Origin of the sequence: Luteipulveratus flavus (genome assembly GCF_029439465.1) — a bacterium.
In the GTDB taxonomy this organism is placed as follows: domain Bacteria; phylum Actinomycetota; class Actinomycetes; order Actinomycetales; family Dermatophilaceae; genus Luteipulveratus; species Luteipulveratus flavus.
The window spans coordinates 52,323-73,273 of the sequence record NZ_JAROAV010000057.1; the positions used below are offsets into that span (position 1 = coordinate 52,323).

20 protein-coding genes are annotated in these 20,951 nt (G+C 72.1%); 11 read left to right on the forward strand and 9 right to left on the reverse strand.

From position 1 onward, the window contains the following. Positions 1-20: 20 nt before the first annotated feature. From P4R38_RS19750 to P4R38_RS19800, 11 genes are all read left to right on the forward strand, one after another. Positions 21-581: a dTDP-4-dehydrorhamnose 3,5-epimerase family protein gene (locus P4R38_RS19750; RefSeq protein ID WP_275236742.1), complete on the forward strand. Its 561-nt coding sequence runs from the start codon at positions 21-23 to the stop codon at positions 579-581. Then, positions 578-1,141, forward strand: a complete 564-nt coding sequence (locus P4R38_RS19755) for an arsenate reductase/protein-tyrosine-phosphatase family protein (RefSeq protein WP_277193703.1) — start codon at positions 578-580, stop codon at positions 1,139-1,141. Before P4R38_RS19750 ends, P4R38_RS19755 begins: the two co-directional genes overlap by 4 nt. Before the next feature lies 1 nt (position 1,142). Next, on the forward strand, positions 1,143-2,474 hold the full coding sequence (locus tag P4R38_RS19760) for an O-antigen ligase family protein (RefSeq protein ID WP_277193704.1): 1,332 nt from the start codon (positions 1,143-1,145) through the stop codon (positions 2,472-2,474). Continuing rightward, a complete protein-coding gene (locus tag P4R38_RS19765) occupies positions 2,471-3,616 on the forward strand; it encodes a glycosyltransferase family 4 protein (RefSeq protein ID WP_277193706.1) in 1,146 nt (381 codons plus the stop codon). The genes P4R38_RS19760 and P4R38_RS19765 overlap by 4 nt, the downstream gene beginning before the upstream one ends. 77 nt (positions 3,617-3,693) lie before the next feature. After that, positions 3,694-4,965, forward strand: a complete 1,272-nt coding sequence (locus P4R38_RS19770; RefSeq protein WP_275236738.1) for an ABC transporter ATP-binding protein — start codon at positions 3,694-3,696, stop codon at positions 4,963-4,965. Then, complete coding sequence (locus P4R38_RS19775; protein WP_275236737.1) at positions 4,943-5,785, forward strand: ABC transporter permease; 843 nt, start codon at positions 4,943-4,945, stop codon at positions 5,783-5,785. The genes P4R38_RS19770 and P4R38_RS19775 overlap by 23 nt, the downstream gene beginning before the upstream one ends. 1 nt (position 5,786) lies before the next feature. Continuing rightward, positions 5,787-6,839 (forward strand): glycosyltransferase family 4 protein, encoded by a 1,053-nt coding sequence (locus P4R38_RS19780; RefSeq protein WP_277193707.1) that lies wholly within the window; start codon positions 5,787-5,789, stop codon positions 6,837-6,839. Next, on the forward strand, positions 6,836-7,990 hold the full coding sequence (locus P4R38_RS19785; protein ID WP_277193708.1) for a glycosyltransferase family 4 protein: 1,155 nt from the start codon (positions 6,836-6,838) through the stop codon (positions 7,988-7,990). Before P4R38_RS19780 ends, P4R38_RS19785 begins: the two co-directional genes overlap by 4 nt. A gap of 40 nt (positions 7,991-8,030) precedes the next feature. Further along, positions 8,031-9,002, forward strand: coding sequence for a glycosyltransferase family 2 protein (locus P4R38_RS19790; RefSeq protein ID WP_277193709.1), 972 nt, complete (start codon positions 8,031-8,033; stop codon positions 9,000-9,002). Positions 9,003-9,004: 2 nt separating this feature from the next. Further along, positions 9,005-9,886, forward strand: a complete 882-nt coding sequence (locus P4R38_RS19795) for a hypothetical protein (protein ID WP_277193710.1) — start codon at positions 9,005-9,007, stop codon at positions 9,884-9,886. Then, the gene (locus tag P4R38_RS19800) at positions 9,886-11,133 is read left to right on the forward strand and encodes a glycosyltransferase (protein ID WP_277193711.1); all 1,248 of its coding nucleotides are present in this window, start codon (positions 9,886-9,888) and stop codon (positions 11,131-11,133) included. The genes P4R38_RS19795 and P4R38_RS19800 overlap by 1 nt, the downstream gene beginning before the upstream one ends. Here P4R38_RS19800 and P4R38_RS19805 read toward each other — a convergent pair. From P4R38_RS19805 to glmU, 9 genes are all read right to left on the reverse strand, one after another. Continuing rightward, entirely contained in the window at positions 11,045-11,833 is a 789-nt protein-coding gene (locus tag P4R38_RS19805) for a phosphatase PAP2 family protein (RefSeq protein ID WP_277193712.1), read from the reverse strand. The genes P4R38_RS19800 and P4R38_RS19805 overlap by 89 nt on opposite strands. Before the next feature lie 4 nt (positions 11,834-11,837). Continuing rightward, the gene (locus P4R38_RS19810; protein ID WP_277193713.1) at positions 11,838-12,971 is read right to left on the reverse strand and encodes a glycosyltransferase; all 1,134 of its coding nucleotides are present in this window, start codon (positions 12,969-12,971) and stop codon (positions 11,838-11,840) included. After that, positions 12,971-14,542 carry a sugar transferase gene (locus P4R38_RS19815; protein WP_277193714.1) on the reverse strand — a complete coding sequence of 524 codons (1,572 nt, stop codon included), beginning with the start codon at positions 14,540-14,542 and terminating at the stop codon, positions 12,971-12,973. The genes P4R38_RS19810 and P4R38_RS19815 overlap by 1 nt, the downstream gene beginning before the upstream one ends. A gap of 409 nt (positions 14,543-14,951) precedes the next feature. After that, entirely contained in the window at positions 14,952-15,542 is a 591-nt protein-coding gene (gene pth, locus P4R38_RS19820; protein ID WP_275236727.1) for an aminoacyl-tRNA hydrolase, read from the reverse strand. 12 nt (positions 15,543-15,554) lie between these two features. After that, the gene (locus tag P4R38_RS19825; protein WP_277193716.1) at positions 15,555-16,328 is read right to left on the reverse strand and encodes a phosphotransferase; all 774 of its coding nucleotides are present in this window, start codon (positions 16,326-16,328) and stop codon (positions 15,555-15,557) included. Between the two features lie 69 nt (positions 16,329-16,397). Further along, on the reverse strand, positions 16,398-17,087 hold the full coding sequence (locus P4R38_RS19830; RefSeq protein WP_277193717.1) for a 50S ribosomal protein L25/general stress protein Ctc: 690 nt from the start codon (positions 17,085-17,087) through the stop codon (positions 16,398-16,400). Between the two features lie 240 nt (positions 17,088-17,327). Further along, positions 17,328-18,356, reverse strand: coding sequence for an NAD(P)H-binding protein (locus P4R38_RS19835; RefSeq protein WP_277193718.1), 1,029 nt, complete (start codon positions 18,354-18,356; stop codon positions 17,328-17,330). A 53-nt stretch (positions 18,357-18,409) separates the two neighbouring features. Then, positions 18,410-19,393, reverse strand: a complete 984-nt coding sequence (locus tag P4R38_RS19840) for a ribose-phosphate diphosphokinase (RefSeq protein ID WP_275236723.1) — start codon at positions 19,391-19,393, stop codon at positions 18,410-18,412. After that, a complete protein-coding gene (glmU, locus tag P4R38_RS19845; protein WP_277193720.1) occupies positions 19,390-20,940 on the reverse strand; it encodes a bifunctional UDP-N-acetylglucosamine diphosphorylase/glucosamine-1-phosphate N-acetyltransferase GlmU in 1,551 nt (516 codons plus the stop codon). Before glmU ends, P4R38_RS19840 begins: the two co-directional genes overlap by 4 nt. Positions 20,941-20,951: the final 11 nt, after the last annotated feature.

Genomic DNA, 20,951 nt, shown 5'->3' on the forward strand with positions numbered 1-20,951 from the left:
GCGGCGGAGGGGGATCCGGCATGCAGGTGACGCACACGTCGATCGGGGGCGTCCTGCTGCTCACGCCGACGCCGCACCGTGACGAGCGTGGCTTCTTCAGCCGCACGTTCGACGCGGCGATCGCTCGCGAGGCCGGCATCGACCCCGACGCGTTCTGCCAGGACAGCCTCTCCCGCTCCCGCAAGGGTGTCGTCCGGGCGCTGCACCTGCGCGGGGGCGCCGGTGAGGCCAAGCTGGTCCGCTGCTCCTCCGGCGCGATCTTCGACGTCGCGGTCGACCTGCGGCCGCAGTCGCCGACGTACGGCCGGTGGGAGTCCTTCGAGCTGGACGGCGACCACCAGCGTTCGGTCTACATCCCGGCCGGCTGCGCGCACGGCTTCCAGGCCCTGACCGAGCCGGCCGACACCTCCTACCGCATCGACCGCGAGCACGACCCGGCCGACTCGATCGCCATCGCGTACGACGACCCGTGGCTGGCCATCCCCTGGCCGCTGCCGGTCACGGTCCGGTCGCCCGCCGACGCCGCCGCTCCGACGCTGGCCGAGCTCGGCCTCCAGCCCGACCGCCGGGTCGCCCCGTGAGCGCCACCGTGCTCGTGCTCTGCACGGCCAACCGGTGCCGGTCGCCCTACGCCGCAGCCGTGCTGCAGAGGGCGCTGGACGAGCGCGGCGTGCGGGCCACCGTCCGATCGGCCGGCTTCCTGCTGTCCGGGCAGCCCGTCCCGGAGACCGGGGTCAGGACGTTGCGCCGACGCGGGTACGACCTGTCCGAGCACCTCAGCACCCGGCTGACCCCGGCCCTGCTGCAGCACAGCGACCTCGTCGTGACGATGGCCCGCTCCCACGTCCGCGAGGTCACCGCGCAGGAGCCCTCCGCCTGGCCGCGGACCTTCACGCTGACCGAGCTGGCCACCCTGGCGCCCGCCGACCGCCCGAGCGCGGAGGAGGACGTGCCGGCCTGGACGAGCCGTGTCGGCGCCGCGCGTCCGGCCGGGGCCGCGCTCGGCGACGAGGGCGACGTCCTCGATCCCATCGGTCGACGCCGCGGCGCCTGGAAGGCCATGGCCGACCAGATCGAGCACGGGGCGTCGGCCGCGGTGGACGCCCTGGCGCCGGCCCTCCGGCGGCAGGTGAGGACCTGACATGGGCAGGCTGCAGCTGCCGCGGTGGCTCGAGGACGTCGGCGTCTGGACCCGGCGGGCCGTGCTGACCGTCCTGGCCGTCGTGGTCGTCGCCGGGATCGGAGCCCTCTCGGTCCGTAGCCCGATGGAAGGCGCCCTGGCCGGTGCGGTGCTGCTGGCGCTGGGCTTCGCCGCGATCGACCTCGGCTACCTCGCGGTGCTGTGCCTCCCCGCCACGTTCCTCATGGCTCGTGCCGGAGGAGCGCTCAGCATCTCCGACCTCGTCCTGTTCGGCGCCTTCGTCCCCGCGGCCCTGCTCGTGGTCAGGGAGGAGGCGGGCGAGCTGCGCCCGTTGGTGTGGCTGGCCATCGTCTACCAGGCGAGCCTGGTCCCGACCCTGGCGCTCAACCCGTACAAGGCGAACGTGATCGAGTGGGTCCACGAGCTGGTTCTCGTACTCGGCGCCCTGGTCATCGGGTGGGTCATCGGCTGGCAGGGCAGGGCGCGCCTGGCCCTGTCGCTCTACCTTGTGATGGCCGTGGCCATCGGCGTGTGCGCTTCCGTCACCGCCCTGGCGACGTTCGCCTCGAGCGGGCGGTTCGAGCCGGTGTACCTGCCCGGGCTGCACAAGAACCTCATCGGCAACGCGTTGGCGTTCGCCACCGTGCTGACGTACGCCCGTCCGGCGTGGCTGCGCTGGAATCCTCGCTGGGCGGGTGCGGCCATGGTGGTCTGCCTCAGCGGCTGCCTCGCAGCGCAGGCCAAGCAGGCTCTGGTGAGCGTGGTCGTGGGCATCCTCATCGTCAGCCTGCGCTCGCGCCGCCTGGGCCTGCGGGGCTGGTTCATGGTCGCCGCGACCGTCCCGCTCAGCTACTTCGTGTGGCAGGTGGTGAGCGAGCAGCTGAGCTCGTCCAACAACTTCAACTCCGCCCATCAGCGGCTGACCTGGTACGACCGCTCGATCGAGATCTGGGACCAGTCGCCGCTGTTCGGCGTCGGCCTGCGGTGGTGGTACACCGCGCGCTTCCCCGACACCGGTTTCCAGCCGCCCAACGTCGAGCTGGAGATGCTGAGCAGCGCAGGCGTCCTCGGCCTCGCCGGTCTGGTCACCCTGACGATCGGCGCGATGCTGTGGCTGCGGACCCTGAGCCCCGCGTACGGCACGATCGCCATCGCGATCATCGCGATGCGCTTCACACAAGGTCAGTTCGACCTGTTCTGGGTCGCGGGGATGTCCTCGTTCCCGTGGCTCGTCACGGGCATCGCCGTCGGAGCCCTGGCGCGCTCCCGCCATGCCGAGGAGAGCACGGCGACGGTCCCGTCGCCCGAGCCGGCGAGAGCGAGGACGGCATGAGAGTGGCGACGGCCGCGTACGCGTTCGACTACGCCGGTGGGATCGAGCGGGCGGCGTACGAGGTCGCGACCCGGATCGCCGCGGGCGGCACCGACATGGACCTGTACGCCCACCGCATCGACCCGCGGCCGGAGCCTCCGCTCACCTGGCACCCTGTCGCGATGCCCGTGCACGTGCCGTTCGCGACGGCCCTCCTCTTCTCACGGCAGGCGACGCGCGCTCTGGACTACCGGGCGTACGACATCGTCCACAACCAGGGCGGCTGTGCGCTGCGGCGCCAGGACGTCATCACCGCGCACAGCTGCCACCGCGCGTGGTGGCAGCTGAAGCTGGAGAACGGTGAACGCACCCGCGCGCTGCTGAACCCGCAGCACCACGCCGTGCTACGGGTCGAGGGCGCGAACTACCGACCCGGCGCGTACCAGCACGTGATCGCCGTGTCCCAGGGTGTCGCCCGCGAGATCGAGCACCACTACGGAGTTCCCCGCAGTGCCATCACGGTCGTTCCCAACGGCGTGGACGCCGCCCTGTTCGCCCCACCGGACCACGCGGCGCAACGCGCGCAGGAGCGGCGCCGTCACGGGTTCACCGATGACGAGGTCGTGCTGCTCTGGGTGGGCAAGGAGTTCCGCCGCAAGGGCCTCGGGCCCGTGGTCGAGGCCCTTGCCCAGCTGCCCGACCACGTCCGCCTGCTCGCGGTCGGCGGCGACCACCAGGAGCCGTTCCGAGCGCTGGCGCGGGCCAACGGCGTCGCCGACCGCGTGGTCTTCGCCGGCCACTCGTCGCACGTCCATCGCCTGTTCCAGGCCGGGGACGTGTTCGTGCTGCCCACGCTGTACGAGGCGTTCGCGCTGGTGACCCTCGAGGCCGCGGCCGCCGGGCTCCCGCTCGTCGTGACCCGCGTCAACGGCACCGAGGACTTCGTCCGCGAGGGCAGCAACGGCGCCTTCGTCGAGCGTGCGCCGGGCTCGGTCGCCGCTGCCCTCGCGCCGCTCGTCTCCGACCGCCAGCTGCGACGACGCATGGGCGAGCAGGCACGGCGCGACGTGCAGGGGTACACCTGGGACGCCGCCGCGCGGCGCACCCAGGAGGTGTACGACGAGGTCCACGAGCGCAGATGTCGTCGCCGGAGGTCGGCATGACACCCCGCAACCACCCACGCCACCCAGCAACGGCCAGCAGCCCGGACCGCCGGGACGTGCCGGACGGAGGACCACCGATGAGCACCTCTCGTGCGGGCACGAGCCGTCGCGTCGGCTCGCCCCCCGAGCCGACGGCTCCGGCGACCGGAGCGCCGGCCGTGTCGGTGCGCAACCTGTCCAAGACGTACCGGATCGCTCGCGCCGGTGATCGTCCCGCGACCGCGGCGGAGGCCGTCCTGCGGCGGGCCCGGCACCCGCTGCAGCGCCAGTCGTACGACGTCATGCATGCGCTCGAGGACGTCACCTTCGACATCCCGTGGGGCTCGGCCGTCGGGATCGTCGGGCGCAACGGCGCCGGCAAGTCGACGCTGCTGAAGATCCTGACCCGCATCACGGCACCCTCGGGCGGGCGGATCGAGCTCGGCGGGCGGGTCGGCAGCCTGCTGGAGATCGGCACCGGTTTCCATCCCGAGCTGACCGGCCGCGAGAACATCTACCTGAACGGCACGCTGCTCGGGATGCGGCGCAAGGAGATCCAGCGCCGGTTCGACGAGATCGTCGAGTTCTCCGGGGTCGAGAAGTTCCTCGAGACCCAGGTCAAGCGCTACTCCTCGGGCATGTACATCCGGCTCGCCTTCGCCGTGGCCGCCCATCTCGAGACGGAGATCCTGGCCATCGACGAGGTGCTCGCCGTGGGCGACGTCGAGTTCCAGAACAAGTGCATCGCCAAGATGCGCGACGTCGCGCGTGACGGCCGCACGGTGCTGTACGTCAGCCACCAGATCCAGACGGTCAAGGCCCTGTGCTCCTCGGCGATGTACCTCGAGGCCGGTCGCCTGGTCGAGATGGGCAGCGTCGACCGGGCGATCGAGCTCTACACCTCCTCGTTCGCACAGGCCGCGCAGCAGCAGCTGGACGCCGGTCGCCGCCCGGGCACCGGCGAGCTGCGGTTCGCCTCGGCCCAGCCGAGCAAGGAGGTCTACCGCCCGGACGACGACAAGGTGATCGAGTTCGCGATCCCGGGCAGCGCGTCCTCCATCGGGCAGTACTTCGTCTCGGCTCACGTCAACAACGAGGACGGCGTCGTGATCGCCCAGTGCGACTCCCGTCTGGTCGGGCGCTGGTTCGACCCGGGTGAGGAGGTCCGCGGCCGCCTCACGCTGCGAGCACCCTGGCTCAAACCGGGCCGCTACACCGTCGATCTGTACCTGTGCAAGACCGGCATCCTCGACGCCTGGGAGGGGTCGTGCACGTTCACCGTCCTGCCCGTGCTGCCCTACCCCGACGCGGCGAGCGCCGACGGGTCCGAGAAGGGAGTGGTCTTCGGTGACTTCGTCTACGACAGCTGAGGCCCGTCGCATCGTCATCTCTGCGCCCGGCCGGTTCCGGCTGCCGGCGCCGCGCACCCTGTGGGAGGCGCGCGAGGTGCTGTGGCGGTTCGGCCTGCGTGACATCACGCTGCGCTACCGGCAGACGTTCCTCGGCGTGATCTGGGTCGTGCTGCAACCGGCCCTGACCGCGGGCATCTTCACCCTCGTCTTCGGGAAGGTCGCGAACCTCGACAGCGGCGGCGTCCCGTACTTCGTCTTCAGCTTCGTCGGCATGACGGCGTGGAACGTCTTCAACGGCGTCGCCACCCGGGCCGCTCCTTCGCTGGTCGCGAACTCCGCGCTGGTCTCGAAGGTGTTCTTCCCCCGCGTCCTCGTGCCGTTGTCCACCGCGTGCTCGGTCGTGGTCGACCTCGCCGTGTCGCTGGTCATGGCCGTAGGTCTCCTGTTCGCCTACGGCATCAACCCGGGCTGGGCGGTGCTGACCGCGCCGGTCTGGCTGCTCATGCTGATGCTGCTCGGGGCCGGGCTCGGCGTGGCCGCGTCGGCCCTGATGGTCCGCTACCGCGACGTCGGCTACATCCTTCCGTTCGCCTTGCAGGCGCTGCTCTACATCAGCCCGATCGCGTACGCGCTCTCGGCCGTTCCCGCGAAGTACGAGATCTTCTACCAGGTCAACCCGTTGTCGTGGCTGCTGCAGTGCGTGCGCTGGTCCTTGCTGGGCCAGCCCATGCCGCCGTGGTGGCAGATCGGCGGGTCGGTGGCCGCGTCCGTGGGCGCCTTCCTGCTCGGGGTGCTGGTGTTCGAGCAGCTCGAGCGCGAGTTCGCGGACGTGATCTGAGATGCCCGACCGGCACCGTCTCGTCCTGCACACACTGGCGACATCGCACCCGATGGGTCTGCAGGTGTACGACGACCAGGTCGCCGCCGGTCTCCCCGCCGAGCTCGGGGACCCCTGGGAGGTCCGTCGGCGGGTGGGCCGCACGTTGCGTTCACCGCTGGCCGGCGACGTCCGCGTCCCCGGTGCGGTGCTGAGTGGCGACCGGCCGTGGCTCCGCGCTGCCTACGGCCGGGCCACCGCGCCCCGTGCGGACCTCGTGCACCGGATGGACCTCGGCTGCCCGCCCACCGGAGGTCCCGAGGTGCTGACGCTGCACGACGTGGTCGCCTGGCGTTTCCCCGACGAGGGCATGCCACCCCGGTCGGTGCACCGCGAGGTCCGGGCGGCGGCCGCGGTCATCTGCCCGTCGCAGCACACCGCGGAGGATGTTGCGCGGCTGTTCGGCATCGAGCCCGTGGTCATCCCGAACGGCGTCGGTCAGGAGTTCTTCTCCGCGGCGCCGCTCGACCCGGACGAGCGTGCCGCTCTGGGGGTCCAGGGCCCGTTCGTGCTGCACGCGCAGGGCGCCACGCTGCGCAAGAACCTCCATGGCCTGGCGGCCGCGTGGTCGGTGGTCACGGCCAAGCGTCCGGACGTCCGCCTGGTGATGACCGGTCCACCGCACTCCCGCCGCACCGGTCTGTTCGGGGACCAGCCCTCGGTGAGGATGCTCGGCCGGGTCGAGGAGGGTCTGGTGCCGCGCCTGATGGCGTCCGCGGAGGCCGTCGTGGTGCCCTCCCTGTACGAGGGGTTCGGCTTTCCCGCCCTGGAGGCCATGGCCGCCGGCACCCCGGTCGTCGCGGCCTCTCGCAGCAGCCTTCCGGAGGTCTGTGCGGACGCCGCGGTGCTGTGCGAGCCGGACGGGCGATCGTTGGCCGAGGCACTCCTCGCGGTCCTGGACGACCGTCCCGTCGAGCTCGTCCGACGCGGCGCCCGCCGGGCCGCGGAGTACACCTGGGCGCGCAGCGTGCGAGCACACGCCCGGCTGTACACATCGCTCGTGGGCAGCGCGTGAAGAGCAGCCGTATCGCCCTGGTCCCGAGCGCATTCCATCCCGACACCGGGGGCGTCGAGGAGCACACCAGGCAGGTCGCGCTGGGCCTCGCCGACTGCGGTCACCACGTCGAGGTCTGGACCGTCCGGGTGCGGGACGATGCTGCGACGGACGAGGTGGACGGGATCGCCGTACGACGACTGCCCTGCCCTCTTCCGAGTGCACGACCGGCTGCGGCGGCGCGGTTCGCCCAGGCCCTGCCGGCCGCCTGGCGCGCCTGGACCGATGCGGCCGCGCGCTTCCGGCCGGACCTGCTCCACGTGCAGTGCTTCGGGCCCAACGGGGTGTACGCCGACCGGCTCGCTCGGCGCCGACGCCTGCCACTCGTCCTGAGCACGCACGGCGAGCTGGTCGCCGACGACTTCAACGCCTTCTCCCACTCGTGGACGCTGCGCGCCGGTCTGCGCTCGGCGATGCGCAACGCCACCGTGACCGGATGCTCGGAGTTCGCGCTCGACGGGCTACGCGACACCATGGGCCTACCCGCCGGGGCAGGCACCGTCGTGCCCAACGGCGTCGACCTGCACGGCGAGCCACCGAGCCCCACCTGGCGGCCCCCGGCCGACCGCTACGTCCTCGCCCTCGGCCGTGCCGTCCACAACAAGGGCTTCGATCTGCTGCTGGAGGCCTACGCCCGGATCGCCCCGCACGTGGGCGCCGACCTGGTGATCGGCGGCGATGGCCCGGCCTCACCTGCTCTGCGCGCACGCGCGGCCGAGCTGGGCGTCGGGCACCGCGTCCATCTGCTCGGCCGCCTGGCCCGCGACGAGGTGGCCGCGGCGATGGAGCACGCGAGCGTGCTCGCCCTGCCGAGCCGGGTCGAGTCCTTCGGCATCGTGATCCTGGAGGCGTGGCGCGCCGGTGTCCCCGTCGTGGCGACCGATCGAGGCGGACCGGCGGGCATCGTGACCCCGGGACAGGACGGCCTCCTCGTGGACCCGACGGACACGGCGGCGCTGGCCGCCGCACTCCGCGACCTGCTGAGCGACCCCGCGCGCGCGGCCGGCATGGGCGCGTGCGGACGGGCCCGCGTACAGCATCTGACCTGGGACGACACCGTGGCGGCGTACGAGCGGCTGTATGCCTCTCGCCTGCTACCGCAGAGCCGGTGAAGCCCGGCGCGAGACCACGCACTCGCCCTATCCTTGGCCCATGAACGACACCTCACGCGGGGGGCGTGAGCTGACGGTGACGGCGCTGGTCGTGACCTACAACCGCCCCGATCACGTCCGCCAGTGTCTGACGCACCTGCGGCATCAGACGCAGGCACCCGACCAGGTCGTCGTGGTGGACGCCTCGCCCGAGGAGACGACGTACGAGATCATCGCGCGGGAGTTCCCCGAGGTGGAGTACCTCCGCAACCCGTTCGGTGCCGGCAGCACCGCCACGTCGCGCGCCATCGGTCTGACCGCCGCGCACGGCGACATCCTCGCGATGGTCGACGACGACGCGTACGCCGCCGAGGACTGGTTGGCCAACCTGCTTCTGCCGTATGCCGATCCGCAGGTCGGAGGGGTGGGTGGCCGGGCGCTGAACGGCATCGCGGGCGAGGAGTCGGAGGGTCGCGGTCAGATCGGGATGCTGCTCCCGAACGGCACGCTCACCGGCCACTTCGCCGCCGACCCCGGACGCGACATCGAAGTCGACCACCTGCTCGGCGCCAACATGTCCTTCCGTCGCCAGGTGCTGGAGGACATCGGCGGCATCGCCGACCACTACCCGGGCACCTGCCTGCGCGAGGAGACCGATATCGCGCTGCGCGTCACGGCGGCCGGCCATCGGCTCGTCTACACGCCGCGCGCGGTCGTGCGGCACGTCGCCGGTCCGTACGCCAAGGGCAAGCGCTTCGACCGGCGCTACCTCTACTTCGGCCACCGCAACCACGTCGTCCTGCTCAGTCGCACACGCGGGCCGCGCAGCGCGATGCTGCGTGAGTACCTCCAGCTCAGTGCCCGAGAGGCAGCCCGCGAGCTGGTCGGTCCGGCACGGGAGGCCGCGCGACGACGCTCGCCGGTCGCCCTGCTGCGCGCCGGCGTCGGCGGTGGGTCCCGGGCGCTGACCGTCCTGGGCGGCACGGGCGCGGGACTGGTCGCGGCCCGACGGGCACAGCGCACGGAGCCCTGACCGTGCGCCTCAACGCCTACGTCCTCGCTGCGGATCCGGCCTGGGTCGAGGAGAGCATCGGGTCCTACTACGACCTCGTCGACCGGATCGTGGTGTCGTACGACGGGAACGGCGTCTCCTGGACCGGTGCGCCGATCCGGGTGGAGGAGTCCCTGCAGCGCATCCGCGCGCTGGACGTCGACCGCAAGATGGTCGAGGCGCCGGGGCACTTCGCCCGGCTCGACCACGAGCCCTTGGAGAACGAGACGCACCAGCGCCTGGCCGCCGCCGCGCTCGCCGGGGACGGCGCCGACTGGGTGCTCCAGCTCGACACCGACGAGGTCATGACCTCGCCCGCGGCCTTCCTGGGCAGCCTGTGCGACGCCGACGTCCGCGGGTTCGACGCGCTGGACTACCCCTCCCGGCTGCTCTACCAGCACGTGCGGGACGACCTCTACCTCGAGCAGTCGCGCCGGTTCTGGGGGGTCGCCGCCGCGTACCCCGGTCCGCTCGCCGTGCGGTCCGGGACGCCGATGGTGCACTGCCGGCAGACCGCGTCGCCGACCTTCCGGGTCGACTTCCGCGCGACGAACACCGATCCCGCACAGGGACGCCGGTCACCGGTGCATCGGGTGATCGGCGAGGACGAGGCCGTCATGCACTACAGCTGGGTGCGCAGCGTGCCGGAGATGCGGGCCAAGTCACGCTCGTCGGGCCACGCCCGCGCCTACCAGTGGGAGCAGGAGATCGCCCGGTGGGAGCGCCGCCAGCGCCGCCCGTGGAGCGCAGTGGGTCGCACGCCGCTGTCCGGCAGATCGGGAGGGGGCCGGGACCGCCTTCGGCTGGTGCGGGTGAGTGGGGCGCCGGATGCCGCCGCGCGCCGGCGCAACGGTCTGAGGACCTGATGGCCCGGACTCGGGTCGCGGTCCTCGGGCACACCGCTGCGCTCGGCGGGTGCGAGCTCTCCCTGACGCGCATGCTGACCGCGATCGACACCGACCGGTTCGACGTGGTGGTGGTCTGCTTCAGTGACGGCCCCTTGGTCACCCGCCTGCGCGCGCAGGGGGTCCGGGTCGAGGTCCACGCGCTGAGCGCGGATGTCGCGACCGCGGGACGCCACGACGTCGTCCGAGCCCCGTTGGCCTCGGTGGGCCGGGCCGTGACGTCGATCTCGTACGCCCTCGGGCTGGCCCGCACGCTGAGGCGGCTCGACGTCGACGTGGTCCACGCGAACACGCTGAAGGCGTACGCGCTCGGGACGGTCGCCGCACACCTCGCGCGTCGTCCTCTCGTCTGGCACGTGCACGACCGGATCTCCTCCGACTACCTGCCGGTGCCCGTCGTCGCCACCCTGCGGTTCCTCGCGGCCCACGACCCGGCCGAGATCGTCGTCAACTCCGCGGCGACGGCCAGGACTCTCGCCGCCGACCCCCGGCGCCCGGCCCAGCGGATCACCATCGCCTACCCGGGGCTGGAGCCGCACGCGTTCGACGTGGCGCGCCCGGCGCCGTCCGGGGGACGGGCGCCCGTGGTGGGCATGCTCGGCCGGATCAGCCCCACGAAGGGACAGCACGAGTTCGTCCGCGCGGTGGCCGCTCTCGCCCGCGACTATCCGCAGGTGCACTTCCGCCTCATCGGCGCGCCGTTGTTCAACGAGCACGGCTACGACGAGGACCTGACAGATCTCATCCGCGCGCTCGACCTGGACGCCCGCGTCGAACGAGTGGGCTGGGTGGACGATCCTCAGAGCGCGCTGCGAGAGCTCGACCTTCTCGTGCACGCCTCGCCCACGCCTGAACCCTTCGGGCAGGTCGTCGTCGAGGCGATGGCGGCGAAGGTTCCGGTCATCGCGACCCTGGGCGGTGGTGTCGGCGAGATCCTCGATCCGACGTCGGTGGTGGTCCCCGCTCTGGCGCCCGGGCGGTCGCACCGCACAGAGCTCGGCTGGCTCGTGCCTCCGAGCGACCCGGCGGCCCTGGCTCATGCGATGCGCGCGGCCCTCGACGACCCCGACAGCGCCGGGGCGGCCGCGGAGGTGGCCTGGACCAGCGCGAGCACCCGATTCACCGCTGCGGGTATGGCGGCTGCGGTGAGCGGGGTGTGGGATCGCGTGGCGACACAGTCGCCGCGACGACGGCGACGGTCGCGCTGAGCACGGCCAGCAGTCCGGCTGCGTAAGCAAGTTCGGCGGGAGGGCGTGCCCACGCCACGACGCCGGGCAGCAGGACGCTCACGAGGACGCCGCTCGGCAGCAGCGCGTTCCCCGCCGTCGGAGTGGCGGCACCGACCAGGACCGCCCAGAACCCAGCGAGCAGAACGGCGCCCACCACGTCGCTCGGGCGGTGCGCGAAGCTCACGACCGGCGCGTACGCGACGAGCACGACGACCACCACGGCGAGCGCCGCGGACAGTCCGCGACGGGCTGCCGGCGCGAGCGAGAGCAGCGCCAGGACGGCGGCGGCGCCGACCGCCACGCGCGCGCTCGGATAGCTCGCGCCGACCGGCAGGGAGGTGGGCGCGAGGTCCGGGCGTCCGAGCACCAGGTGCTTCAACGCTTCTGCGGACACGCCGGAGAGGCCCACGACGGCGACCGCGCGCACCCCCGCGGCACGCTGCCCACGCACCGCCACGATCAGCCCCGCGGCCACCGCCGCCACGGCGAGCACACGCACCAGGTCGTGCAACCGACCGGCCAGGCCCAGCAGGTGATCCCGGCCGAGGGCGGCCGAGGTGTAGATGTCCTCGTCGGCGCGCTGCCCGACGCGCGTGCGTACCAGGACGGCGTAGAGCAGGACGAACGCGACGAGGAGCAGCACGGCCGCCGGCAGCCGCCCGGACCGCAGGGTCCACACGCGATCAGCCGGAGAGCGCGTGCTCCTGACCGACGACATCCCGAATCCTCCCGATGAACCGCTCGGCCGAGAAGCTCCGGGCGTGGTCGCGGATCATGTCCGCGTCCCACACGCTAGCGAGCAGACGCTCCAGACCGGCGGCCACGGAGTCGGGCTCGGGACGGTCGAAGAAGACGCCGGTCCGCCCGTCCACGACGGTGTCCAGGAAGCCACCGTCGCGCAGCGTGCAGGCAGGGCGGCCGAATGCCGCAGCCTCCAACGGCGCCAGGCCGTAGTCCTCGTACGACGCGGTCGCCAGCGCAGCACAGCTGCGGTAGAGCCAGCGCAGCTCGGCGTCGGTGACGCGGCCCGCGATGTGCACCCGGCCGGACCGGGCCGCGCGGTCCGTGAGCGCGGCCCGCTCCGGCCCCTCCCCCACGACCACCAGCCGAACGCCCGGCACCTGCTCGACGGCGGCCAGCACCACGTCCACGTTCTTGTACGGCAGCAACCGGGCGACGCACAGCACGAACCCGGGCTCGATGCCGGCGACGGGCGACTCCTCGCCGGCGGGCAGCAGCGCCGGCGGCGGCGGCAGGACGTCGGCCTCGATGCCGTACGCGGTCCGCACCGCCTCGCGGACCACGGTGGAGTTGACCAGGTACCGGTCCGCGCTGTGAGCGGCTTCGCGGTCCCAGCGCCGCAGCCCCGAGCCGAGGACGGCGAGCGCACCGGCGGCGAGGTCGCGTCGCAGGTGCGCGCCGAGACCGCTCGCCTGCTTCTCCGGCGCGCCCAGGTAGCGGTCCCGCTGGTAGAGCCAGCGGGCCGGCGCGTGGCAGTAGACGATCTTGCGGCCGGTGCTCTGCATGCCGTGGGCCCAGCCGCTCGAGCTGACCAGGAGCACCTCCGCGTCGATCTTCATCCGGGAGACGACCGGGGCGAGCACGGGCATCGCCAGCCGGTGGTGGCGTCGGAGCGCGCTGATGCCGTTGAGCCGACTGGGGCGCACGTCGAGCGAGCCGACCTCGGGGAACGTACCGTCCGGGTCGTACAGGGTCGTGTACACGGGCGCATCGGGGTACGCGTGCGCCATCACCTGGACGACGCGCTCGGCCCCGCCGCGCTGGGTGAGGTAGTCGTGGCCGAGGGCGACGCGCATCAGTACGCTCCTCGCCCCTTGACGACCGCTCGCGCGGTCCGGGCCATGATCTGCAGATCGAGCACGGGCGACCAGTTGTCGACGTACCACAAATCGAGCCGCAGCGACTCCTCCCACGACAGGTCCGAACGGCCGCTGACCTGCCACAGCCCGGTCAGCCCCGGGCGGACCCGCAGCCGCCGCGTCTCGTCCTGCTCGTAGTCGGCGACCTCGGCGGGAAGGCTCGGCCGGGGACCGACCAGCGACATCCGGCCCTGCAGGACGTTGGCCAGCTGCGGCAGCTCGTCCAGGGAGTAGCGGCGCAGGATGCGCCCGACGCGGGTCACGCGCGGGTCGCGCTGCAGCTTGAACAGCCGCTTGTTCACGTCGAGCCCGCCCGTCAGGTCGACCTGGAGGCGGTCCGCGTCCCGCACCATGGTGCGGAACTTCAGCATGGTGAACTCCTCGCCGCGCTCGCCGACCCGCGTCTGCCGGAACAGCACCGGCCCGCGGGAGTCGAGGCACACGGCCAGCGCGATCAGCAGCAGCAGAGGTGCCGCGACCAGGATCGCCAGCAGCGTGATCACCCGGTCGAGGGTGTTCTTGGCGGCCCGACGGACGCCGGACATCTCGGGCCGTTCGATGTGCAGCAGCGACAGGCCCACCGACGGTCGGATCGTGAGGCGGGAGCCGGCGACCTCGAGGATGCCCGGCGAGACGATCAGGTCGACGTCGCGTTCCTCCAGCGCCCAGGCGAAGCGCCGCAGCTCATGGCCGGTGAGGTCCGGGTGACCCGACACCGCGACGACCTCGGCGTTGACCAGGTCCACGGCGGCGATGGCCTCCTCGGGGTAGCGCATCACCGGGACGCCCGAGATCATCGTCACGCCGTCGTCGGTCTCCTGCAGGCCCGCCGCGCAGACCGCGACGACCTCCATGCCGAGCTCGCGCGACCGCCCGATCTGCTCGATCAGGTCCGCGGCCCCGTCCAGCCGCCCGACGACGACGGTGCGCTCCAGGCAACGACCCTGCTCGCGCTCCCGGTGCAACCAGCGGCGCAGCCGGTAGCGCAGCAGCAGGCTGAGCAACGCCACGCTCGGGATCTCGATGAGGACGTACCAGCGGGCGATCTCGCTCTTGGTGGCGTACGAGAGGAAGCCGATCAGCGCCAGCAGCGCCACGTCGGCCCGGATGAGGGCCCGGAACTCGTCGGCGCCCGACCCGAGCCGGCGGCGCTGGTACCCGCCGCCCCACCAGATCGCGGCGACCCAGAGCGCGGGCGTGATGACCGACAGCGCGATGTACCGGGTCGTGATCTCCGCGTACTCGAAGTAGCGGTCGCTGAACGGGCCACCGCCGAGCCGGACGCCCAGCGCGAGCAGGGAGCCCAGCACCCCGGCGAGGACGTCCAGCCCGACGGCCCAGCGGATGTAGCCGCGGACCCACCGGCGACGCCGCAGCGGGACGTCGGGTGCGACCGGACCGGTGGGCAGCGTCTCCTGGGCGGGCTGCGGAGCCAGCCGGAGTCGCGGCGTCGTCCCGGGACCCAGCGGGCGGACCGAGCCGGGGCCGACGTCGGCGAGATCGGTCATGAGATCGCCTGCCGTGCCGACGACGCGCGCTCGCCGCGTGTCCGTCCCCCACCCCGCACGACCCCAGTGGCCTGGTGTCCCGTCGCCCCCATGACAGCCCCCTCGGAAAGTCATTACTAAGCCAAGCCCAAGTAAAGATTTGGTCAAGACCTGGCACAGATTATTCCTGCTGCCCACGCGCTTGCATGCACTTTCGGAAGGTCTCCCAACCCGAAAGAACCGCAGTGCCAGACCGGCCAGCAGGCATGGCGCAGCACGTACTCAGCGGTGAATCCCCTGTTCTCCCGTACGCCGTAGCCCCCGGCACAGAAGAGAACCCCTGCATCCTAAAGGGAGCCGCAGGGGCGGCGAGTGATACTTAGAAGATTCGGTATTCGGTGAGGATTTCGTACGGCTCTTGACGAAGGGGTCAGCGAGCGTGAACGGCGTTCTGCGCGGCGGTCAGTCCCAGGTGGACCAGCTGCTCGACGGCGTCCGCGGCGTCGGCCAGCAGGAAGTCCAGCTCCTTGCGCTCGGCCGGTGAGAAGTCCTTCAGCACGTAGGCGGCCGGGTCCATCCGGCCGGGCGGACGACCGATGCCGACGCGCACCCGCAGGTAGTCCTTGGTGCCGACGGAGCGGCTGATCGACCGCAGACCGTTGTGGCCGCCCTCGCCGCCGCCTCGCTTGAGCCGCAACCGGGCGAAGTCGATGTCCAGCTCGTCGTGCACGACGATCAGGCGCTCGGCGGGCACCTTGAAGAACTGCATTAGACCGGCCACCGGGCCACCCGACTCGTTCATGTACGTCAGGGGTACGGCGACGACGGCCTTCGGCCCGGGCGCACCGCCCGGCAGCGTGCCGAGCCGCAGCTCGGCAGCCCGCGCGCGGGACTTGTGCGTCCGCAGGTTCGCCCCGGCCGCCCGCGCCATCTCGTCGACCACCATCGCGCCCACGTTGTGCCGGTTGCCCGCGTACGTCGTCCCGGGGTTGCCGAGCCCCACCACCAGCCACGTGTCCACCGGCCGATCCTCTCAGACGCTCTCATCGAGCAGCCGCAGCAGTCGCGGCACCCGTCGCTGCAGCGCGGCCCGCCGGCGTCGGGTCGGCTCGGGCTCGCCGGTGGTCGCGGCCAGGTTGTTCATGCCGGGGTCACCGGCGGCCACCGCGGCCGTGATGCCGTCGATCGCGAGCCGGGTGCGCTCCAGGCAGGCGTGCAGCACTTCGCGCGCGTCGACGCCCCCGTACGCGCCGGCGATCAGGCGCAGCCGACGGACGACCTCGTCGTCCGGGCGCTCCCGGTAGAGCGGCACGCCGTTCCACGCGAGATGCCCGAGCTCCAGCAGCGGCGTGGTCGGCCCGGCGAGGTCCCAGTCGAAGACCCCCGTGAGCCGGTCCCCGTCGAAGCACACGTTGTACGGAGCAATGTCGTTGTGCCCCAGCGTGATCGGCGCCTTCGGGCCCGGAAAGCGCCACGGCCCCGGATGGTCGAAGCCCACCAGCGCGACGTGCAGCTCGCGCGTCCAGGCGGCGAGGTCCGTCAGCTGCGCGTCGGTCAGCTGCTCGGAGTCGACGTCGACGACCTGGCCCGGCAGGTAGGTCAGGGCCTCGCGGCCCAGTGCGTCGATCCCCAGGAAGCGAGGCGCGCAGCGCAGCCCGGCGCGCTCGAGGTGCCGCAGCATGGCGTGGACCGCCGGCGACCACGGCCCGGTCGTGCGCCGTACGGTGTCGCCCACGCGCCAGGCTCCTCCGACGTTGCCGCCGGGCAGCCGCTCCCCCACCTCGTCACCGAGCGCGTCCTGCACCACGATCCTCCTGGAGATGGGACGACCCCACCGGGCAGGTGCCCGGTGGGGTCGACGCGTACGGGTGAGCGATCAGCTCTCGTCGGACGCAGCGTCCTCGGTGCTCTCGCCCTCGCCCTCGGCATCCGACTCGCCCTCGGCCGCCTCGGCCTCGGACTCGTCGTGCTCGATGCCGGCCTCGGCCTCGGCCTCCTCCAGCTCGGCGTCCAGCGCCTCCTGGGTGACCTGCGCGGTGACGTTGACGACGAGCAGCTCCTCGTCGGCGACCAGGGTGGTGCCCGAGGGCAGCTCGACCTGCTTGGCCAGGATCTGGCTGCCGGCCTCCAGGCCCTCGACGGACACGGTGAAGGACTCGGGGATGTGGGTCGCCTCGGCCTCGACCTGCAGGCTCGCGTTCTCGACGGTGACGACGGTCTCCGGGGCGGCCTCGCCCTCGACGTGGACCGGCACGTCGACGGTGACCTTCTCGCCGCGGCGGACGACGACCAGGTCGACGTGCTCGATGATCGGCTTGATCGGGTCGCGCTGGACGTCCTTGGCCAGGGCCAGCTGGTCCTTGCCGTCGAGCTCGATGGTGAGCAGCGCGTTGACCTGCTTCAGCGCGAGCATGGTCTCGTGACCCGGCAGGGTCAGGTGCACCGGCTCCGAGCCGTGCCCGTACAGGACGGCCGGGATCTTGTGGTCGCGGCGGATGCGGCGGGCCGCACCCTTGCCGAACTGGGAACGGGTCTCGGCGACGAGGCGGAGCTCGTTGTCAGCCATGGGGGACTCCTCGTGGATGTCGCGGTATGGAAGGGCGGTGGCCTCGACGCGGGACGTGGTACGCGCGAGCGGGCGGGACGCACGTGAGTCCGGCGGACGTCGTACGTCGACATCGTGGACCACCGCGTCGATCACGGACGCGCATGCAGCGTCCCTCGCCGAGGCAACGCCGACGATCGTACGACGATCGCGTACCCGCCCTCAAATCGTGCGCGGCGGTCCGGGCCTCCCGGGGGACGGCTACCGGTCCGGGAGCAGCGACTGCGCCAGCTCCAGCAGGGCGGAGGTCACCGGACGCGCACCGCCGTCCCGCGACCAGGCCGGGTCCTGCGGCATCGGGCCCATCGGGTCGGCGTCGGGCGGGTCGTCCTGCGGGGCGGCCAGCGCCCGCTCGATCGCCGGCCGTACCCCGACGAGGCGGTGTCCGGGCGGCAGGAGGAGCGGGACGAAGGAGTCGTCCGCGCAGACCATGTCGTGGCGCAGGCTCTGCACCAGCGACCGGACGACGGGCGTCGGGACGTCCGTCAGCGCACCGACGAGCCGGCCGACCAGCGGGTCGCGCAGGTACGGCAGCACGAGCTGCGGGCGCAGCCGGCCGGCGATCCGCCCGTACGCCTGCAGCAGCCGCGCGTACGACAGCTGCTCGGGTCCACCGACGTCCAGGTGGAGCGAGTCGCTGTCCAGGGTCAGCGCGCCGAGCAGGCACTCCAGGACGTCGACGACGGCGATCGGCTGCACCGCCGAGTCCATCCACAGTGGCAACGGCTGCAGGAGCAGGCGTTCGGACACCTGCCGGAGGATCTCGAACGAGGTGGACCTGCTGCCGATGACGATCGCCGCGCGCAGCGAGATCACGGTCGCCGAGCTGTCGGTGAGGACGCACTCGACCTCCAGCCGCGAGGCGATGTGGTCCGACAGCCGGTCCTCGGGGACGGGCGGCACGATCCCGGAGAGGTAGACCACCCGTCCGACCCGGTGCTTCTCGACCGCCGCGACCAGGTTCTGCGCGGCGCGCCGGTCCTGCTCGACGAAGTCAGGACTGTCGAGGCCGTGCAGCAGGTAGTACACGGCGTCGACGCCCTCGCAGGCCGCCTCGACCTGCTGCTGGTCCAGCGCGTCCATCGGCACGGTCTCGACCGCGTCCGCCCACCACCACGGCCCGGGACGCGCCCGGTGCGTCGTCGTCCGTACGGTGTGGCCCTCGTCCAGCAACAACGGCACCAGCCGGCCGCCGACGTACCCGGTCGCACCGGTCACCAGCACCTTCATGACGTCTTCCTACCCGCACCCGGCGAGGAGGAAGCGCGAGCGCGCCGGCGGCGTCAGGCGCGGCCGTCGAACATGCTCGTGACCGAGCCGTCCTCGAACACCTCGCGGATCGCGGCGGACAGCAGCGGGGCGATGGACAGCACGGTGAGCTTGTCGAACCGCTTCTCCTCGGCGATGGGCAGCGTGTCGGTCACGATCACCTCGCGGGCGACCGAGGAGATCAGCCGCTCCCGCGCGGGGTCGGAGAAGATCGCGTGCGTCGCGGCGATGACCACGCTCGCGGCGCCGTCCTTCATGAGGGCCTCGGCGGCGTGGCAGATCGTGCCGCCGGAGTCGATCATGTCGTCGACCAGGATGCAGGTACGGCCCTCGACCTGGCCGACCACGCGGTTGGCGACCGACTCGTTCGGGCGGGTGATGTCACGGGTCTTGTGGATGAACGCCAGCGGCGCGCCACCGAGGCGCGAGCTCCAGTGCTCGGCGACCTTGATCCGGCCGGCGTCCGGGGAGACCACGGTGAGGTCCTCGGCGCCGTACTTGTCGCTGACGTACTCCGACAGGATCGGCAGCGCCATCAGGTGGTCGACCGGGCCGTCGAAGAAGCCCTGGATCTGGTCGGTGTGCAGGTCGACGGCCATCAGCCGGTCGGCGCCCGCGGTCTTGAACAGGTCGGCCATCAGCCGGGCCGAGATGGGCTCACGGCCACGGTGCTTCTTGTCCTGACGGGCGTACCCGTAGAACGGCAGGACCACGGTGATGCGCTTGGCAGACGCCCGCTTCAGCGCGTCGACCATGATCAGGTGCTCCATGATCCACTCGTTCACCGGAGCGGTGTGGCTCTGGATGACGAACGCGTCGCAGCCGCGCACCGACTCCTCATAGCGCACGTAGATCTCGGAGTTGGCGAACGCCCGCGCCTCGGTCGGCACCAGCTCGGTGCCGAGCTCCTTGGCGACCTGCTGGGCGAGCGTCTCGTGCGCTCGTCCGGAGAACACCATCAGGTTCTTCTCGGTGGTCCGCTTCATGCTGCTGGTCATGCGGTTGCGCCCTCGCCCTTGGTGTCGGTGTCGTGCGTGCTGTCGGTGTCGTGCGTGTTGTCGTCCTGCGTGTTCTCGCCGGCCCGTGCCGCGAGCGCGGCCTCCGCGGCCGCCGCCTGCGGCGTGCCAGCGCGCTTGTCCAGCGCCCAGCCCTCGATGTTGCGCTGCGGCGCGACCGAGATGGCCAGCGCTCCAGGCGGCACGTCCTTCCGGATGACCGCGCCCGCACCCGAGCCGGCCCCGTCACCCACGGTGACGGGGGCGACATACATGTTGTCGCTGCCCATGCGGACGTGGTTGCCGATCGTCGTGTGGTGCTTCTTCACACCGTCGTAGTTCACGAACACACTCGCCGCACCGATGTTGGAGTACTCGCCGATGGTGGCGTCACCGACGTACGACAGGTGTGGGACCTTCGTCCCACGGCCGACCTGAGAGTTCTTCGTCTCAACGAACGTGCCGATCTTGGCGTCCGGGCCGACCTCGGATCCGGGCCGCAGGTAGGAGTACGGGCCGACGGTCGCCTTCGGGCCGATCACGGCGAGCTCGGTGTGGGCGCGCACGACGCTCGCGCCGTCGCCGACCTCGGTGTCCTTGAGCGTGCAGTCCGGGCCGATGGTCGCGCCCGCGCCGATGGAGGTGGCGCCGAGCAGCTGGGTGTTCGGCTCCAGGACGGTGTCGCGGCCGACCGTCACCTCGGCGTCGACCCAGGTGGTGTCCGGGTCGGTGACGATCGCACCGGACTCGCGCATCAGGCGATCCAGGGTGCGGCGGTTGAGCTCCTTGCCCATCCGGGCCAGCTGCACCTTGTCGTTGACGCCCTCGATCTGCCAGATGTCCTCGATGCTGTGGCTGTCGACGCGGCCGCCGTCCGCGCGCGCGATGGCGAGGACGTCGGTGAGGTACTTCTCGCCCTGGGCGTTGTCGGTGGTGACCTTCGCCAGGCTCGCGCGCAGCACCTCGACGTCGAAGGCGTAGATGCCGGAGTTGATCTCGGTGATGTCGAGCGCGTGCGCGAGGTCCCCGCCCTCGTGGCGGGCCTGCAGCGCGTCCTTGTGCTCGATGATCCCGTGCACCGTGTCGTCGTGGCCGCGGTACACCCGGCCGTACCCGGTGGGGTCCTCCAGGTGCGCGGTGAGGACGGTGACCGCGTTGCCGGCGCCCTCGTGGACGGCCGTGAGCTCCAGCAGCGTCTCGGTCGTGAGCAGGGGCGTGTCGCCGTACGTCACCAGGACGGTGCCGGTCAGGTCGGCGGGGAGGGCGCCCAGGGCGCACTCCGCGGCGCGGCCGGTGCCCTTGACCTCGTCCTGGTCGGCGATGACCGCGTCCGGCCACACCTCGCTGACGTGCGGGGCCACGCGGTCGCGCTGCGCCCGGACGGTCACCGCGACGTGCGCCGTCTCCGTCCGCGCCGCGGCCAGCAGGGCGTGCGCGACGAGGGTGCGGCCGCCGATGCGGTGCAGCATCTTGTTGAGGTCGGACTTCATCCGGGTGCCGTCACCGGCGGCCAGGACGATGACGGCAGCAGGGCGGCGGGAGGCGCTCACGTCGAAGACAC

Coding starts and splice junctions, on each gene's coding strand:
- P4R38_RS19750 (WP_275236742.1), top strand. CDS start 21: ATGCAGGTGACGCACACGTCGATCGGGGGCGTCCTGCTGCTCACGCCG.
- P4R38_RS19760 (WP_277193704.1), top strand. CDS start 1,143: ATGGGCAGGCTGCAGCTGCCGCGGTGGCTCGAGGACGTCGGCGTCTGG.
- P4R38_RS19765 (WP_277193706.1), top strand. CDS start 2,471: ATGAGAGTGGCGACGGCCGCGTACGCGTTCGACTACGCCGGTGGGATC.
- P4R38_RS19770 (WP_275236738.1), top strand. CDS start 3,694: ATGAGCACCTCTCGTGCGGGCACGAGCCGTCGCGTCGGCTCGCCCCCC.
- P4R38_RS19780 (WP_277193707.1), top strand. CDS start 5,787: ATGCCCGACCGGCACCGTCTCGTCCTGCACACACTGGCGACATCGCAC.
- P4R38_RS19790 (WP_277193709.1), top strand. CDS start 8,031: ATGAACGACACCTCACGCGGGGGGCGTGAGCTGACGGTGACGGCGCTG.
- P4R38_RS19800 (WP_277193711.1), top strand. CDS start 9,886: ATGGCCCGGACTCGGGTCGCGGTCCTCGGGCACACCGCTGCGCTCGGC.
- P4R38_RS19810 (WP_277193713.1), bottom strand. CDS start 12,971: ATGCGCGTCGCCCTCGGCCACGACTACCTCACCCAGCGCGGCGGGGCC.
- P4R38_RS19815 (WP_277193714.1), bottom strand. CDS start 14,542: ATGACCGATCTCGCCGACGTCGGCCCCGGCTCGGTCCGCCCGCTGGGT.
- P4R38_RS19830 (WP_277193717.1), bottom strand. CDS start 17,087: ATGGCTGACAACGAGCTCCGCCTCGTCGCCGAGACCCGTTCCCAGTTC.
- P4R38_RS19835 (WP_277193718.1), bottom strand. CDS start 18,356: ATGAAGGTGCTGGTGACCGGTGCGACCGGGTACGTCGGCGGCCGGCTG.
- P4R38_RS19840 (WP_275236723.1), bottom strand. CDS start 19,393: ATGACCAGCAGCATGAAGCGGACCACCGAGAAGAACCTGATGGTGTTC.